The following is a 16,682-nucleotide window of genomic DNA, read 5'->3' as shown; positions in this document are numbered from 1 at the left end:
ATAGAGCCTCCAGCACACCTGCTGTAGGATGCCCGTTCACGTAGTGTCACCTTTTGGAGAAGGGCTGTAGGGCGAGCGAATGCGGCTACACAAACGAAGTCCGCCAATCCTTGGGCAAAAAGTTTTATAGCACGTTATGGTTTTTTTAGATAAAAAATATTGTAATTAATCAGAAATTTATTCAGGTTGATGCAAGAGTAGGTCATAATATCCATTCCGAAGAACGTTCACCCAAATCTAGAGGAATGCTAACAGCTTTGCCGAGTCGGGGGCGATCGCGGGTTTGGGTAATAAATATTTGTACTTGTGTTGACCCACCCAAGGCATGAAGATAATTAGCAATGGTGTCAAGATGCTCTTGGTACTCCGTCTCGCTCAAGGGAAAAGAAGCTTGCTCCAAGTATTTCCACATTACTTGCAAAAATATCTTTCCCTGCGCCCGTCGAAGCTGCACATCATAAGAATACCCCCACTTATCAAGCAACATCTGACGTAATTCCTGTCCTGTCATAGCTTTTCTCAATCAGATTTTACATTTAGTTATGATGTTAAGTTCCGTGACTCCAGTATGATAAGGATATAAAGAAATGTAATGCTAACAGAAAAGATGCTTTTTATATCTTGGAATAAAGAAGTATGGCATCGTTGTGAGCGCTAGCATTTCGACTTAGACAAGAGTTCCTCAAGTACAGTACTTTTGTCAAAATGCTTAACAAAATACACAAAGAGCGCGTAGATTATGGCTCAATTTTCTGAATCAGCAGACGTGCCCGATATGGGGCGTCGTCAGTTCATGAATCTGCTCACTTTTGGGACTGTCACTGGAGTGGCTCTGGGTGCATTGTATCCCGTTGTCAACTACTTTATTCCACCCGCAACAGGTGGTGCTGGTGGCGGTACAACAGCAAAAGACGAGCTAGGTAACGATGTTAGCGTCGCTAAATTTCTAGAAAACCGGAATGCAGGCGATCGCAACCTAGTCCAAGGGCTAAAGGGAGATCCTACCTATATTGTGGTAGACAGCAAAGAAGCGATCAAAGATTATGGCATTAACGCCATCTGCACCCACTTAGGTTGTGTAGTCCCCTGGAACGTTGCAGAGAACAAGTTTAAGTGTCCTTGTCATGGTTCCCAGTATGACGAAACTGGTAAAGTTGTTCGGGGCCCAGCACCGTTGTCTTTACCTTTGGCCCATACCAATGTAAAAGACGACAAAATCGTTTTGACCCCTTGGACTGAAACCGACTTCCGCACCGGTGATCCAGCTTGGTGGGCTTAATCAGTGCTGAGTGCTGAGTGCTAAGTAAGGGATGAGGGAGATGAGGGAGAAATAACCCATGCCCAATGCCCAATGCCCAATGCCCAATGCCCAATGCCCAATGACCAATGACTAATTCAATCGTTGCCCTTATTAGAGATGAGAAATGTTTTCTTAAGAGCGAGGTTAACTCGCAGCGCTAGAGCGATCGTAAAAACATTGCTCATAGCGATCGCTACTGTGACATTTTACTTCACCAGCGATCTAGCCCTTCCCCAATCAGCTGCCGCCTATCCCTTTTGGGCACAGCAAACCTATCCCGAAACCCCCCGCGAACCAACCGGGCGGATTGTTTGTGCCAACTGTCACCTAGCAGCCAAGCCGGCAGAAGTGGAAGTTCCCCAATCGGTGCTACCTGACACTGTATTCAAAGCTGTGGTGAAAATTCCTTATGATCTTAGCGCCCAGCAAGTTGGTGCCGATGGTTCTAAGGTTGGCTTGAATGTCGGTGCTGTACTGATGCTACCTGAAGGCTTTAAGATTGCCCCCGAAGACCGTCTTTCCGAGGAACTTAAAGAAGAAATTGGCGACACTCCCTTCCAATCCTACAGCGAAGACAAAGAAAACGTCGTCATCGTCGGCCCCTTACCAGGTGAACAATATCAGGAAATCGTTTTCCCAGTTCTTTCTCCTAACCCCGCAACCGACAAAAACATCCACTTCGGTAAATATTCAGTTCATTTAGGTGCTAACCGAGGACGCGGACAAGTTTATCCTACTGGCGAAAAGAGCAACAACACTGTTTACAATGCTTCCGCTACTGGCACAATTACTAAGATTGCCAAAGAGGAAGATGGAGACGGTAACGTTAAATATCTAGTCAACATCCAACCTGAATCTGGTGATGTTGTCGTTGATACGATTCCTTTAGGGCCAGAACTGATTGTTGCCGAAGGGCAAGCAGTTAAGACTGGTGAAGCTTTGACCAGCAACCCGAATGTCGGTGGATTCGGTCAACAAGATGCAGAAATCGTATTGCAAGACGCCTCTAGAGTCCAATGGATGATTGCATTCATCGCTCTTGTAATGTTAGCCCAAGTTATGCTTGTGCTGAAGAAGAAGCAGGTTGAGAAAGTTCAAGCTGCTGAAATGAATTTCTAAATTCTTTCCTAAATCATTCTTTGTAGGACAGGCATGTTGCCTGTCTTTTTTATATCTTATGGTTCTAAATCTGTATATAAAACTCAGAACATAATAAGCTAATCGGCATTCAAGTTGGATAATCAGGGCGGGCAAGAAGCCCCCCAACAAAGCTATGCTTTATCTCCCCTTCCCAGTCTTTGAATGAAATTGCTAAATAATCTCCTCTACGGAAAATACTACTCTAAAACCACAAACCCTCAGTCCACCGTCTGACTCATTCCAGCTACGGCTAGCGCTGCGACACAGTTCTGCGTTGAAACTCCAAGAACCACCGCGTAGCACTCGACGATTAATATCACCGCCAACTTCCCAAGCTGTTCCATCTGAGGGTGCGTCGCTGTAATTGTTGTGCCACGAATCAGCGCACCATTCCCAAACTAGCCCGTGCATATCGTACAATCCAAAGGCGTTGGCGACTTCAAAACTACCGACGTTTGTTGTTTCTTTACGGAATTTGCTTTTTGGTTCGATAGTGCAACTGACTAACTCAGAGGTAATAGTTTCGCCAAAGTGAAACGATGTTGTAGTTCCAGCCCGACAAGCATATTCCCATTCAGCTTCACTCGGTAAACGATAGTCGCGTCCAGTTTTTTCTGATAGTCTGAGACAGAATTCTACAGCCTCATACCAAGATACATTTTCCACTGGTCTATCTAGACCTTTGAATTTAGATGGATGGGGATTTAAAGCTTGTTTGACCTTGGGTAAAGCTGCTACTACTCTCCACTGTGCTTGAGTCACAGGGAATTTCCCCATAAAAAATGGTTCAACAGTAACTTTATGTCGAGGACGTTCGTCAGCATCTCCTTCAAACTCTGGTGAACCCATCATATAAGTACCGCCAGGAATTGATACCATTTCTAATGTGACAGATTTACCCAATTCTTCGGCAAAGAAGTTTGCATTACAACTCACGCGGTTTACTTCTCTACCACCTGTGTCTACTGTCACTACATCAAATTCAAAGTTTTCTAAAAGGGGTAATGGTACTATTACTTTTTGTGGTGGCGGCGATAAAATGGGTTGAGGCATCGAAACAATTTTTAGGGCAACAGGTTCAATGTTCAATGTTGCAAATTTCAAATCGTTGAGAACTTCTGCCGCTGTTTGATACCTTTCACTTGGTAAATGTTTTAATAATTTATCTAAAATTTTGCCTAAGTCGTCGCTGATAGTAATACGTTTTTCTTGTAACCGTTCGCGCCACAACCACTTAGCGTTCATGGCATCATAAATAGGGTCATTAATCTGTCCAGAAGCGTCCTGCAACGGCAAACATTGAGTTAAAAGACGCACACAAGTTACACCCAAAGCATACAAATCACTGCCGTGACAAGCAAATCCAGCCATTTGTTCGGTTGGGGCATAACCAAGGGTATAAATTACTGTCGCTTGTCTTCCTATGCTGGTTTGTGTTACCTGTTTAGCACCGCCAAAGTCAATTAATACGGGTTTTTGATCGCTTGCACGGCGGATAATATTTTCTGGTTTGATATCCCGATGAATGACATTATGAGTATGAATGAATTGCAGTACTGGCAATAAATCAGCTAAAAGTTCCCAAATTTGTACTTCACCATAAGTTTGTTGCTGAACTTCTTGTAAGAGAGTCTTTCCTTGAATAAATTCTTGTACGAGATACAAGCTAGCACCTTGTTCAAAGTAAGCAAGTAATCTGGGAATTTGAGTATGATTTTCTCCCAGATCATACAACCGAAAAGCCTCTTCTTTAAAAAATTCTGCTGCTTTGGTACGTTGTCCTGTTCCTTGAAATTGTGGAAAAAATTGCTTGATGACGCAAGGCGCGTTTAGTCTGTCTACATCTTCTGTAGCATAAGTTCTGCTAAATCCACCTTCACCTAAAAGTCTCAATACGCGGTAACGGTTTCTTAGAAGTTTGCCAAAGTTGCTTTGTCCGCAACTCACGCAAAATCTATTGCTATCAGAGTTGAATGGATTTGAGCAATTGGGATTTTGGCAGATTTGCATAATGAGGGGGAAATAGCATCTTCTCCAAAGTTAGCCCCAATATTATCTAATTGAAAACAGTTATGTAGAGAAGCGAACACGGAAGTTTATTCATGTGCTTAAAATTGCTATAATTTTATCATTATTAAAGAGGCTTACAAAATATCAAATAACTCAAAGGTATTGTGCTTAAAACTATTAAAAAGAATTAGATCAGAGCATTTAAACCCTGAATAAAACTGATATCAGTATCTTAGGCTTGCTTAATGCATTCTACATTTTAATATAGCGGTTGTTCGCTATCTAAAAAAGTTCGTAAAGAACCAATTAGAAAATTCAAAGCTTAAGAGAGTTATATAAGGGGATTTAAATCCTCAGTGAACCTGTAAGTATTTCTAGATACAGGAGTATAAAACCCTTTATTTTATGATAATCATAATTTTTATTGCCAATCTGACTCTCAATGCCTTTTGAAATAAGCACTCTTGATCTTTGCTGTGAATTGGAAAAAGGGTAAAGGTTTAAAATTATTGGCATTGCTGAATTCAGGTATTAAATTGATTTTGCGTGATTTCAAAACCTTTGTAAAGATGTTGCAATGCAACGTCTCTAAACCAATATTCATACATCTAATCAGCAACGCCAAATTACCTTTACCCTTTAAGCTAACTGTGGAGGAGCAAAGAAGACAAGGAAGAAAATAATACTTCCTGACTCTTAACTATAGATATCAAATAACTTAGTTGAGCTTACGTTGGAAAGTAAATGTTCCAGACTGTCCAGGTTGAAGTGGCCCTGGAATTGTGTCTAGATAGGTGGTAATATCAACGCCAATTGCATCTGTTACTCCTAATCCCAAATTTAGATAAGTTACAATTCCGGCAGGATCAATAGCAGTATTAAACACATGGCTGGTATCTACTTTTCCATTGTTATCATTGTCTTTTGCCCAGTTATTATTAGTGGAATTACCATTTTCAGTAATAATGATTCCAATTGCATTCAGAGTGGCATTATTTGAGCCGATGGGAACTGATGAAATATTGGTGTAAGTAATGCGATACTCAATAATATTGCCTACACCAGGCTTTTTCGCTGTTGTACTAAAAGTGCTATCATTTGTAGCAACAGCAGGGCCACTTCCTTGTAAAAGTCGAGATTCTTTTACAAGTTTCAAGAAACCTGTGTAAACTTGGTCAATTGTATTATTGTAAGATTCTCCAGAGTTAAACGCTCCATCATTATTGCTATCTACAAAAGCTCGAATTGTCACAGGAAAAGGTTTACCCGTATCTGTTGATAGAGGCGTTCCTGCTGGTAAATCTACAGTTACGATGTAATCAACTGGCAAATTATTGAGGGTTGGTAGGGAAATTCCTAAGCCAGAAGTCAAGGTGAACACAGTGCCATTGTATGTGTAAGTGGCAATACTGACTCCAGAGGTTAAGGTAACAGTTGTACCTGATGGTAGGTCACTCGCATTGGTTGGGGTAACTGGTACTAGTAAGACACTACTCAACAGAGTTGGATTGGGGTTTAGTATAGTATTCAAGAAGCTCACCGGAGCAGGATCAATGGTAGATCCTGGTGGCAGATAGAGGGGAACGATCGCTGATTGGTTTGAAAAATCATTATTATTATCAGTTGCTCCCACAGCGTTAGGAAACAGGTGCGGCCCATTCAAAATCGAGGTTTGGGCAGTTATCGTAAAGGTGTTAACTTCACCTCCAGGCCCTTGACCTGTGTTGTTATTACTAGTATCTGCCCCTTGAAGAGTAACATTTGCTATCCCACTGTTGGGAATATTTGAACCAATAGTAACAGTACCATCATCATTAAAGTTGCTAGGGCTTTGGTCGCCTGACTCATCATAAACTAGCTGATTGAATGCATCACCTTGAGTTTGACCAAAGCTTTGAGCAATACTATAAATTGTGGCAGTGGAAGTTAGAACTCCATTTGTCACTACTTGAAAGGATAATCCATTCACTGTTGTACCTGCGATGAGAGTGCCAGAGTTAACAAAGCCAATACGAGTTACCAACGTTAAATCAGCGGGGGGAATAGTAGTCCAAAGAGCATTGTTCGCCGTCAATAATAGTGTAGGTGTCACAGTGTAAACAACACTCCAACCTGTAGGAGGAGTAACTACGCTTGCTAAATGAGTATTTAGGGGAATAGCATCAGATACCAAAATTTTGGCACCAGGTACCCCATCTACATTAATACTCGTACCTACCAAATTTGCGGGAGTTAATCCTGTACTACCTGTGGGACTTGTGGAATCAATTTTTAGACTCAAATCGTAGGTCAACTTATCATCACTCAGATTGTTGGGTGTACCGGAATCTGAATACCCAGAACGAACTTTTAAGACTTTAGCAAAAGCCTGTGGAGTTGCAAAGATAGTAGTTGTTTGTATAGCACTAGCTTCTCTTTCTCCATTCAGGGGTATCCCTGCTGTTTCTCCTGGTGTTCCATCTGGATTATCAACGGTGCGGACTTCTGTAGCGTTTGAGCCATCAGGACTATCAGGTTGGTTCTGGGTAGCATTACTGTTATCGTTAGGGCTTGTATCACCTAATAATACAGTGATAACAGAACCCGCCGTTGCTAAAAGATTAACTGTGACAGGAACACGTACTTTGATAAATCCACTAACAGGAATCGAACTAGTGGTAAGACCAGCGTTGGGAATAGTAGTTTCAAATGTGCCGTTACCATCTAAATCTGCGGTGATTGCGCCAGCTGTTGCTGACCCTGTAATAGTAGCTTTACCCGGAATGAAGAAACGGGTAGGATCATTGCCCACATTAGTAATCAAAAAATCGTAGTACAGCAAATCGTTAGAAACAACACTACCACCTGTTGTATCTGTCATACCTTGAGAAGTTACCGTAATTCCTGCTATCTCTGCTACAGAAACTGTTACAGTATTAGAAGTAGCTTTATTAAGAACATTTACACCCAAATTATTTACGTAATTATAGTCAGCAGTTGCAGTGTTGTTGATAGTAGTACCAGCCGTTGTACCATCTGCCAGAGAAGGCATTACTACTGTAAATGACCCTCCTAAAGAAATTGCTGCTACTACTAAAAAACGGTAGTGATGAAAATTATGAGCAAAAAAATTGCGTAATGGTTTCATTATTTATGAACTGATTTTCAGTAATTGAATTTTTGTATGTAACATCTTGCATCAGTTGTTTTAAAATATTTTTGTAGGTAAACGCTGCTTTATATTTGCTTAACATATGATTTTGGAGCTGTAAGCAATGCTTACTCTACGAATATTGAGAATGGTGCAAGATATGTTTTCCTAGTACCTTTATCTACGAAACACTGTGCGACACTTAACTTTTAATAAATGTTACTCATAGACCCGCTAACAGAATTCTTAATTGCTGTTAATTAGGGGTTTGAGACATTTCATAAAAGTGGCTTTTTTTAGTGAACTGTAGTAGTTATAGGAATAAAAACGACGCAAAAATTACGGCTAAATCAAACCACAAATGTATGAACTTGTTTTTTATTATTGTGTAATAAATCGCAACAAAATTTCCATAATATTTTATGGACTGTTTATTTAGTACAGATAATTAATCCACAAATTACAAAAATAAGTGGATGAAAACAAATTAAACATTAGACTTGTACTTTCAAAGTCCTATTACTGATAACTTTGATTTCAAGTAAATTGATCTGTTTTTTATAAAAAACCAACGTTGCTAGGCTGATTTGGTACTGAACTTTACATACTCTATTGTGTTTGTAGAGCTTAATACTTTACCACCGTAAACTTACTTAATTTAAAATATTGCTGGATGTTAAGCAATTTTTATAAATACTTAATTCTTGACTCTTAACTCTCACTAGAGTTCGGTTAAGACAAAAACTAGATAAACTGAGGGTTATTACTGAAGTGTACTGAGGTTAAATCAGGGACGGTACTCCTAGCCTTCTGCGATGCCATTTCATGCCATTAAAGAGACGAAATCGTTAAGATTGATTTGACTCTTATTTGAAATTTTTATTCTCTCCAGAAATGCGAATTAATTCAGCTACAAGAGCAGCGATCGCAGATACTGTAATCAACATCACACTCAATGCGTTAATATCAGGCTTGACTCCTGATCTAATCCGGCTAAAAATTTCCATTGGTAGGGTGTTATAACCGCTACCAGCAGTAAAACTGGCAATGAGAAAGTCATCTAAGCTGAGAACAAAGGCCAAGAGACAACCAGCTACAATACCAGGCATTAACTGAGGTAATAATACTTTGATGAAAGCTTGCATTGGTGTAGCGCCTAAATCTAGTGCTGCTTCTTCTAAGTGAGGATCTAAATTGCTCAGTCGTGAGGCAACCACAAGCCCGACGTAAGCCAGACAAAACACGATATGGGCTGCAACTATCGTCCACAAACTCAAAGGTATGGCAAAAGCTGCTAGACATACTAGGGTTGCTACTGCGATCGCAATATCGGGAATAATCAATGGTAGGTAAGCAACACCCTGATACAATTTTTTACCAGGAAATTCGTAACGCGCCAACCCAACCGCCATCAAGGTTCCTAGTACTGCTGATATTGCCACGGCACAACCACCAACTATTAAACTATTTTGCAAAGCTGATAAGATGCGATCGTCACTGAATAACTTGCCATACCAATCGAGAGTGAATCCTTGCCAACCTGCACTATAGGGTGACTGATTGAAGCTATAAAAGCTAAGTACCAGTATGGGCAGGTACATGAACACAAACATCAGCAGTGAGAAAACCGCCTGCCATGAGACACGCGGTTTTTTGAGAGATGTAGAGATATTCACGTTTATATATGATTTTTATTGATAGAAATATAAAATATCATATTTTGTGTAATAAGTCAATACTTTGACTAATCAATAATTTGCGCGCTGCTGGCGTTTTTTACTCACGTCGAACTCACGTTAATTCAGCCACATTGTGCAAACAGAGAATCGTCCCAATAATCTCCTCCGGGCAACCAAAGTCTTGCTTCAGCACTTCCTGGAGCTACGCTTTTATTCCCTACATAAGATTCGAGATAAAATTCCTGCCTTTCTGTTTCGGACAAACCAATATTGAGAAGTAATTCAGCAAAGCGCGTTGCTCCCGATGGTGTTCCGAAGCCACGTATAACAGAACGAGTTTTCCAGTCTTCCTCGGTTATACAACAGTCGTCTTCATTTGTTAACAATAGTTCTGGCAGATCCCAATCAGAGACTTGCAAGTTATGAAGAGGATGAAGACGGTGTTGAACTTCAGGCCAATATTTAAAAGCAAAAGGTTTTGCATAAAATCCTCCTGTAAGTGTGTCAATGTCAAGATTCTGGGACTCCACAATAATCTTCTTTATATCGCTCTCTTTGTGAGTGAGTAGGAGTTCAACCTTACTTACATTTGAAGAAAATATACATCCTAGAATCAAAAAACTTAACTGGCGATAGGTTTCTTTATGGGCAAAAAATAAAAGTTGATCAATGTGGTACCAAGAGCCATACTGATGCACGCCTTTTTTGACTACTAATCTACCAGTAGAGATAAGTTGCTGTGGACAAGGTAAAGAGTTCTCCGTGACAATGAACGGTTCACTATCTGACGTGGTAGGCAAGCTAGAAGCTAGCTTGCCAAAAAATTTATGTAGTTTGTCCATTCACCATACTTCCTAACTTATCGAACAGAATTCTGTTCGATAAAAATTGCGACTCTGATTTTAAATACTCTATTTTCCGAAAAACGACCCTTTGGGCGGCTACAGGTTATCCTTTAGAGTAGGGAAAGCCGCCCAAAGAGTGTCTACGCACTTTATTCTTGAATTAACATTTTAAAATTAGATGAGTAACAGGCAGGAATAGAGGTTTTTCGCCCATTATCACCATTAAAACGCAGTTTTTGACCATTCTATAAACTTCCTATTTATCCAAAAATCTCTATTTAAAATTACACTAAATCAAACAAAAATTAATAATTTAGAGTATAGTTACCTCTTTAGTAGAGGGTAATTTCCGTACAAAGATAGACGAAGGATATAGAAATAAGGGCATAAGATTTTGAGAGAAGTGTTAAGAAGCTTGGTATCTAAAATTACTTTAGGATGCAAAGTGAATTAATTACAAGCACTAGAACAACAGAAAGAAAAAACTTTTAATTCAAGTTTTATTTGTTAGGAGGTTTGTGATGCGAATAGCTCAAGTAGCCCCACTGTGGGAGAGAGTTCCACCTCCAGCTTATGGTGGTACAGAGTTAGTAGTGGGGTTACTTACTGATGAATTAGTCCGACGAGGACACGAAGTAACTTTATTTGCATCAGGAGATTCTATCAGTCTGGCAAAACTAGTGTCAGTTCATCCCCGTGCCCTAAGACACGATAGCAATATTAAAGATTACAGCGTTTACGAAATGCTGAATCTAGCTTCGGTCTATGAACGGGCAGAAGAGTTTGATATTATTCACTCCCATATTGGGTGTGGGGCGCTGTCCTACGCGAATCTTGTCACAACCCCTACAGTTCACACGTTGCACGGTACTTTTACCTCTGACAACGAAAAGATGTTTAGTTTTGGTAAAAAACAACCCTACGTTAATATTTCCGATTCACAACGAGAACCAAGGTTAGGGTTGAACTATATAGCAACGGTCTATAACGGAATTGATGTCAGCAGTTATAATTTTCACGCCCAACCAGAAGATCCGCCCTACTTAGCCTTTTTGGGCCGCATGTCTCCTGAGAAGGGAGGGCACTTAGCAATAGAAATTGCAAAACAAGCTGGTTGGCGTTTGAAAATGGCAGGTAAGATTGATGCCGTTGATGTGGAATACTTTGAGAAGGAAATTAAACCGCACATTGACGGGAAGCAAATTGAATATTTGGGTGAAGCTAACCATGCTCAAAAAAATGCCCTTATGGGAGGTGCAGTCGCAACTCTATTCCCCATCACTTGGCGAGAACCCTTTGGATTGGTGATGGTGGAATCAATGGCTTCGGGTACGCCAGTGATTGGAATGAAATTGGGTTCTACTGAAGAGGTAATTTCTCACGGTAAGACGGGTTTCCTCTGCAATAATATTCAAGAATGCATCAATGCCATTGATCGGGTAATAGAGTTAGACCGCTACGCCTGTCGCCAGTATGTCGAAGACTGTTTCAGCGTTGAGCAAATGACTGATGGCTATGAGGCGGTTTATCAACAAATATTAGCAAAACGATTCTCTCAGAATGGACGTTTCCGCAGTTTGATTAGTTTAGCTAGCGATCGCACTTAAATATCGCATGTTTTTAACTAAGTAGGGAGGCACAGTTGTGCGACCCTACCAAATTACGCGATTGCTCCATTTTTCTACAGTTCTAGCACTCAATCCTGGAACTCTTTCTAAGTCTTGTAAAGATATAAATTTTTGCTGTTGACGGCTAATAATTATCCGTTGTGCTAACTTCTTACCTACACCAGGCAGAGTTGCTAATTCTTCTATACTTGCAGTGTTAATATTTATTTGTTTAACTGCTTGTAGTTCACTTGATGAAGAACTTTTTATCTGTGAACACCGTGTTTGTTCTACTTTAATCTTTGTTTGAATTGCTGGTGGTAAGCCGGGTTTAATTTTAGTATAAAGACGCGCAAATTCTCGCACATAATGGGCTGCAACTATGGGACTTTGAATCACTACAAGCGTCTCATCGTTACCATTATTGGCAGCATCTGACCAATTATGAGAACCTGTAATTACTGTTTGACTATCAATAACACCAAATTTATGATGTAATAAATCACCTTTGGGTAACACAGGTACACCTACGGTAGTAATTGGATTTGACCAAGGATGGTTGTCAATTTCATATTTACATTTGTTACTAAGAGTAACCCCCATCATATCCAATGCCTCACTATAAGGACGATAAATAAATTGTGGTTCAATTAAAGCGCGAATTTGCACACTTTGTTGATGGCGTTTTTCTAAAATATTCGCAAGCCGCTGATCGGAAAATACAAATAACGCCATATCAACAGATTTTGTTGCTGAATCTAAAGTTTTACCAATTAAACCATTACTACTGTTATTCCAGGGTTGAGTTGGGGAAGTAGGCGAAAATTGCACAGTAATTTGGGTGTTACCTAAAGTTATTTCTTTGGGTAAACGCATCGGTTTTTTCAAACCAAATTGACTATCTGGCTTACCTCCTGGGCCATCTCCCCACATAATATTAAACTCTTCTGTAAATAAAGATGCTAATTCTGGGCTGTCAATCTGCAATAAATTATTGGCATTGCCTAAACTGCTAGAATTTGTGAAATCACCAGAAGTATCACTTAAAGTAAAATTGGCTGAAGTAATAATTACAATGCGATTATCCACAATCACAAATTTGTGGTGCATCAAGCTGCTACCTGCTGAACCATCTGCTTGATCGTCTATCCAGGGAATTTTGGCATTTTGCAAAATTATCAAAGCATCTCTTTGATTTATTTCTGCTGAACTGAGTTGATTATCTTGGTTAATATCGATAAATTTGCGAAATTCGTTGTAATGTTCCTGTTCTCTTTTATCTAACTTACCTACTTCAGTAGATGTTAAGCTGCTCCAAGGTCGGCTATAGGTATTTTCTAAAATTATCCGGACTTTTACTCCAGCTTTTTGTCTATCAACCAGTGCTTGGGCAACTTGGGGTAAACGTAATTCTTGCACCGCCACATCTACTGTAGATTTAGCTTGTGTAATAGCATTGACAATCTGTTTTTCTAAATCATCCCCAAGGCGAGTTTGCTGACGATAAGATTCCTTGTATTCTGAAGACTCAGAATGGTTAAAGTAAACTTGAACTAAAGGATCTTGTGGTAAAGGTGCGGGACGCTGATTGAAAGACTGGACTCGTTGACAAGCAGCAAGGGGAAATATCAGTAAAAAGATATATAAAAAATATCTTCGTCTAGAGATAAGTTGCACTGTAATCTGTTAAAAGTGGATTGGGAGTGGACATATTTATCATTCCCAAAATTTTGTGTTCTGAATTAAGTAGAAAAATAACTTTCCAAGTAAAGGAAAAAATTCACTGCTAGATGCATTACAGAGATTTTTTTAGGATTTGTCCACAAAAACTGTATATGCTAACAAGATCAGCAGCCTAGCAATACGGTTCGGTTAAGATCCCCCCGCCTGCGGCGACCCCTTTTTAAGGGGCTAAAAGAGGGTTATAAGCCCCGTGTGTTTTCACCATTATTCAGTTATATGCAAATTTATCTAGATTACAGCGCCACTACTCCGACTCGAAAAGAAGCGATCGCAGTTATGCAAACAGTCCTTACTCAACAGTGGGGCAATCCTTCCAGCTTACATGAGTGGGGGCAACGGGCGGCAACGGTTGTAGAAGAAGCCAGAGTCCAAGTGGCTGGATTAATTAACGCTGTCGATCCAGCATCAATAATCTTTACATCTGGTGGTACCGAAGCAAATAATCTAGCGATTATGGGTGTGGCTCGGTTATATGCTGTTCCTCAACATATTATTATCTCCAGCGTGGAGCATTCGGCAATTTCTGAGACAGTAAAGTTGTTAGAAATGTGGGGTTGGGAAGTTACGCGCCTATCTGTAGATGTTAAGGGCAGAGTCAACCCCTTAGATTTAAAGGCAGCATTGCGACATAACACAGTTTTAGTTTCTATAATTTACGGACAAAGTGAAGTTGGAACTGTGCAACCGATCGCAGAATTGGGTAAGATTGTGCGATGCCTGCGGCGGGCGGAGCCATCGCATGGGGCTTTGTTCCATACAGATGCGGTGCAAGCTGCGGGACGCTTACCTATAGATGTGCAACAACTACCCGTAGACTTAGTTAGCCTTTCAAGTCATAAAATATATGGGCCGCAAGGTGTAGGGGCGCTATACGTGCGTCCTGGTGTGGAATTGATGCCCTTACTGGGTGGGGGTGGGCAAGAAATGGGACTACGTTCTGGTACGCAAGCAGTACCAATAATTGCGGGGTTTGGTGTAGCAGCAGAATTAGCAGCCGAAGAATTGGCTACAGAAACACCACGGTTAATTGAGTTACGCGATCGCGCTTTTGCCCAATTAGCTGAAATTCCGGGTTTAATTGCTACAGGGGATAGCTGCGATCGTTTACCTCACCATATCAGTATGTGCTTAGAATATGCCGATGGGGAAAAACTTAGCGGTAAAACCTTGGTACGACAGCTAAACCTTGCTGGCATCGGCATCAGTGCTGGTGCTGCCTGTCACAGTGGTAAACTTAGCCCTAGTCCGATATTGTTAGCGATGGGTTATTCCGAAAAAGCTGCCTTGGGTGGAATTCGCATCACATTGGGGCGTGATACAACGGAAGCTGATATAGATTGGACAGTGATGGTATTGAAGCAAGTTTTGCAAAGACTGACAAGCGAATCATTAAAGCTACAGCTTCTTCAAATTCGAGTAAAGTAATAAGATGAATTCGCTAGGTGTTCCGATGATTGAGGAGAACGAGCTTCTGAAGGATATAGGTACTATTAAGAATTACCTCACTTCATCAAACCGCACACCACTGTTCTTACAGGCTGACAGTTATGCCTTACTAAAGTTATTTCCTGCTGATTGTATCGATTGTATAATCACATCTCCCCCCTATTGGGGACAAAGAGCTTACATTAATGGAGGAATTGGTCTTGAAGACAAGTGGGAAGACTATATCAATAATTTGCTTGGAATTTTCTGTGAAGTAAAGCGAATTCTTAAACCCAGTGGCTCTTTTTGGCTAAATCTCGGAGATACGTATCAGCGTAAATCTCTGATTGGTATACCCTGGCGAGTTGCACTAGCAATGAGCGATAAACAAGGTTGGATTCTTCGCAACAGCGTCATTTGGAATAAAGTCAAAGGCGCACCTGATAATGCAAAAGATAAACTCCGAAATGTGTATGAACCTGTTTTCCATTTTGTAAAGACAGACCTGATATTAATACTTTATTGTTAAGATTCCCATATCAATAGCAACAGACAACATCAATCCTGAACCCGTCCTTAGATAAACTTCAACGAAGAGGCAGGGGGCAAGAGGAGGTGCATTAGTGTCAACTTAACGTAAAAGTCATGTCCCGCAAGGAACTGAAGTTCCTTGGCTTTTAGCTAAAGAACTTTAGTTCGAGGCGGGTGAGGGAGCGAACAGTTAACCCATTTCTAGGCTTTTGTTGACACCAATGGGGGGTGAACCCATAAAGAACTGCCGTGTATAGCTTTGGCTCTTTGGGGTTCTCCGGGTTTAATAAGTAATCGAGCAGAATTATATCAGAGGCGATGTCTACGAGACGCTGCGCGAACGAAGGCTCACTAACGCAACTCTTGGAGACGTACTCGCGTTCGCTATCGGCGTCGTAAAACCCCAACGCCCATTGAGCCTTTATATCCTGGAGTTGATCGTCATCGTCTGCCTACTCAATAAGAGCTAATACTGGAACAATGGGAGTAATGCTAAACCCACATAACAAACCATGAGTAAACTTCCTAATAGTCTTGAAGATGCGATCGCTCAATCTCGTGTAGCCGTCCAAGCTGCCCTTGCAGATGGCTGTACTCGCATACAAGTTGAGTTCCTATTCCCAGAACTCAAGTTTATGCCGGTAGCGGAACAATTTCTGCCACTGTTTACAGAATATGATTCTCGTTTGAAGATTTTCTTTGCTGACGCTGGGGCTGCGGCTTTAGCCCGACGCGATTGGGGTGATGCACCATTTCAAATTTTGGATATTGGTACGGGGAGGGCTGCTTCCTTGCAGACAAAAATTCAGCCAGAGGATGAAATTTTCTTGTTCATCGCCCCCACTTCCGTAGAAGTACCGCAGTTGGAAAAGCTATGTGAAGTAATAGGCGATCGCCCTTTAGTCTTGTTAAATCCCCGCTTAGAAGATGCTGGAACTGTGGGTATTGGTTATACAGCTAGAAAAATCCGCGATCGTTTTATCAGTACCATTGAATCTGCCTATTACCTCCGCCCTATAGACGATGAAACTGCCCTATATCGCTGCTACCCAGGACAGTGGGAAGTTTGGCTGGAAACCGACGGCGAATATCAAAGAATTGCCGAGTTACCCAAAAGGCCATCGGGTGATGAGTTGGATCTGATTCTCTTGAAGGGACAACCGCAAACAACAACAGACGCGACACCTGCGAAAAAGCCCAGTGTATTTAAGAGTTTGCAACGGTTTTTAAAAGCATTAAGTAGTTAGGAAACAATAGAGGTAGCAGAGGTAG

The 16,682-nt window shown here is 40.9% G+C and carries 12 protein-coding genes; 6 read left to right on the top strand and 6 right to left on the bottom strand.

Going from position 1 to position 16,682, the window contains the following annotated elements; genetic code table 11:
- Positions 1 to 202: 202 nt before the first annotated feature.
- Positions 203 to 511 carry a DUF3067 family protein gene (locus tag V7K25_RS13725; protein WP_335158738.1) on the bottom strand — a complete coding sequence of 103 codons (309 nt, stop codon included), beginning with the start codon at positions 509 to 511 and terminating at the stop codon, positions 203 to 205.
- 228 nt (positions 512 to 739) lie between these two features.
- Between V7K25_RS13725 and petC the strand changes: the two genes are divergently transcribed.
- Positions 740 to 1,279 carry a cytochrome b6-f complex iron-sulfur subunit gene (petC, locus tag V7K25_RS13720; protein ID WP_335158736.1) on the top strand — a complete coding sequence of 180 codons (540 nt, stop codon included), beginning with the start codon at positions 740 to 742 and terminating at the stop codon, positions 1,277 to 1,279.
- Positions 1,280 to 1,417: 138 nt separating this feature from the next.
- Entirely contained in the window at positions 1,418 to 2,419 is a 1,002-nt protein-coding gene (petA, locus tag V7K25_RS13715) for a cytochrome f (RefSeq protein ID WP_335158734.1), read from the top strand.
- A 192-nt stretch (positions 2,420 to 2,611) separates the two neighbouring features.
- On the opposite strand, the gene V7K25_RS13710 is transcribed toward petA, so the two are convergent.
- From V7K25_RS13710 to V7K25_RS13695, 4 genes are all read right to left on the bottom strand, one after another.
- On the bottom strand, positions 2,612 to 4,450 hold the full coding sequence (locus V7K25_RS13710; protein WP_335158732.1) for a bifunctional serine/threonine-protein kinase/formylglycine-generating enzyme family protein: 1,839 nt from the start codon (positions 4,448 to 4,450) through the stop codon (positions 2,612 to 2,614).
- A 718-nt stretch (positions 4,451 to 5,168) separates the two neighbouring features.
- The gene (locus tag V7K25_RS13705; RefSeq protein ID WP_335158730.1) at positions 5,169 to 7,577 is read right to left on the bottom strand and encodes a beta strand repeat-containing protein; all 2,409 of its coding nucleotides are present in this window, start codon (positions 7,575 to 7,577) and stop codon (positions 5,169 to 5,171) included.
- A gap of 869 nt (positions 7,578 to 8,446) precedes the next feature.
- Complete coding sequence (locus tag V7K25_RS13700) at positions 8,447 to 9,256, bottom strand: ABC transporter permease (protein WP_335158728.1); 810 nt, start codon at positions 9,254 to 9,256, stop codon at positions 8,447 to 8,449.
- 125 nt (positions 9,257 to 9,381) lie between these two features.
- Complete coding sequence (locus tag V7K25_RS13695) at positions 9,382 to 10,101, bottom strand: hypothetical protein (protein WP_335158726.1); 720 nt, start codon at positions 10,099 to 10,101, stop codon at positions 9,382 to 9,384.
- Positions 10,102 to 10,625: 524 nt separating this feature from the next.
- On the opposite strand from V7K25_RS13695, the gene V7K25_RS13690 reads away from it, so the two are divergent.
- Complete coding sequence (locus V7K25_RS13690; RefSeq protein WP_335158725.1) at positions 10,626 to 11,711, top strand: glycosyltransferase family 4 protein; 1,086 nt, start codon at positions 10,626 to 10,628, stop codon at positions 11,709 to 11,711.
- A 45-nt stretch (positions 11,712 to 11,756) separates the two neighbouring features.
- Here the strand turns inward: V7K25_RS13690 and V7K25_RS13685 are convergent, their stop codons facing one another.
- A complete protein-coding gene (locus tag V7K25_RS13685; protein WP_335158723.1) occupies positions 11,757 to 13,388 on the bottom strand; it encodes a phospholipase D-like domain-containing protein in 1,632 nt (543 codons plus the stop codon).
- A 282-nt stretch (positions 13,389 to 13,670) separates the two neighbouring features.
- Between V7K25_RS13685 and V7K25_RS13680 the strand changes: the two genes are divergently transcribed.
- From V7K25_RS13680 to V7K25_RS13670, 3 genes are all read left to right on the top strand, one after another.
- Positions 13,671 to 14,879, top strand: coding sequence for a cysteine desulfurase family protein (locus V7K25_RS13680; RefSeq protein ID WP_335158721.1), 1,209 nt, complete (start codon positions 13,671 to 13,673; stop codon positions 14,877 to 14,879).
- A gap of 4 nt (positions 14,880 to 14,883) precedes the next feature.
- Positions 14,884 to 15,408, top strand: coding sequence for a DNA-methyltransferase (locus V7K25_RS13675; RefSeq protein ID WP_335158719.1), 525 nt, complete (start codon positions 14,884 to 14,886; stop codon positions 15,406 to 15,408).
- A gap of 514 nt (positions 15,409 to 15,922) precedes the next feature.
- Positions 15,923 to 16,657 (top strand): DUF1995 family protein, encoded by a 735-nt coding sequence (locus V7K25_RS13670; RefSeq protein WP_335158717.1) that lies wholly within the window; start codon positions 15,923 to 15,925, stop codon positions 16,655 to 16,657.
- The last annotated feature ends 25 nt before the right edge of the window (positions 16,658 to 16,682 follow it).

Source organism: Nostoc sp. (assembly GCF_036919495.1).
In the GTDB taxonomy this organism is placed as follows: domain Bacteria; phylum Cyanobacteriota; class Cyanobacteriia; order Cyanobacteriales; family Nostocaceae; genus Nostoc.
The sequence above is the reverse complement of the archived record's forward strand: the minus strand, read 5'-3'. Positions and strand labels throughout refer to the sequence as shown.

Bases quoted from the DNA above. Each gene is read 5' to 3' on its own strand.
- petC (WP_335158736.1), top strand. From the start codon at position 740: ATGGCTCAATTTTCTGAATCAGCAGACGTGCCCGATATGGGGCGTCGT.
- V7K25_RS13680 (WP_335158721.1), top strand. From the start codon at position 13,671: ATGCAAATTTATCTAGATTACAGCGCCACTACTCCGACTCGAAAAGAA.
- V7K25_RS13710 (WP_335158732.1), bottom strand. From the start codon at position 4,450: ATGCAAATCTGCCAAAATCCCAATTGCTCAAATCCATTCAACTCTGAT.
- V7K25_RS13725 (WP_335158738.1), bottom strand. From the start codon at position 511: ATGACAGGACAGGAATTACGTCAGATGTTGCTTGATAAGTGGGGGTAT.
- V7K25_RS13695 (WP_335158726.1), bottom strand. From the start codon at position 10,101: ATGGACAAACTACATAAATTTTTTGGCAAGCTAGCTTCTAGCTTGCCT.
- V7K25_RS13675 (WP_335158719.1), top strand. From the start codon at position 14,884: ATGAATTCGCTAGGTGTTCCGATGATTGAGGAGAACGAGCTTCTGAAG.
- V7K25_RS13705 (WP_335158730.1), bottom strand. From the start codon at position 7,577: ATGAAACCATTACGCAATTTTTTTGCTCATAATTTTCATCACTACCGT.
- petA (WP_335158734.1), top strand. From the start codon at position 1,418: ATGAGAAATGTTTTCTTAAGAGCGAGGTTAACTCGCAGCGCTAGAGCG.
- V7K25_RS13670 (WP_335158717.1), top strand. From the start codon at position 15,923: ATGAGTAAACTTCCTAATAGTCTTGAAGATGCGATCGCTCAATCTCGT.
- V7K25_RS13690 (WP_335158725.1), top strand. From the start codon at position 10,626: ATGCGAATAGCTCAAGTAGCCCCACTGTGGGAGAGAGTTCCACCTCCA.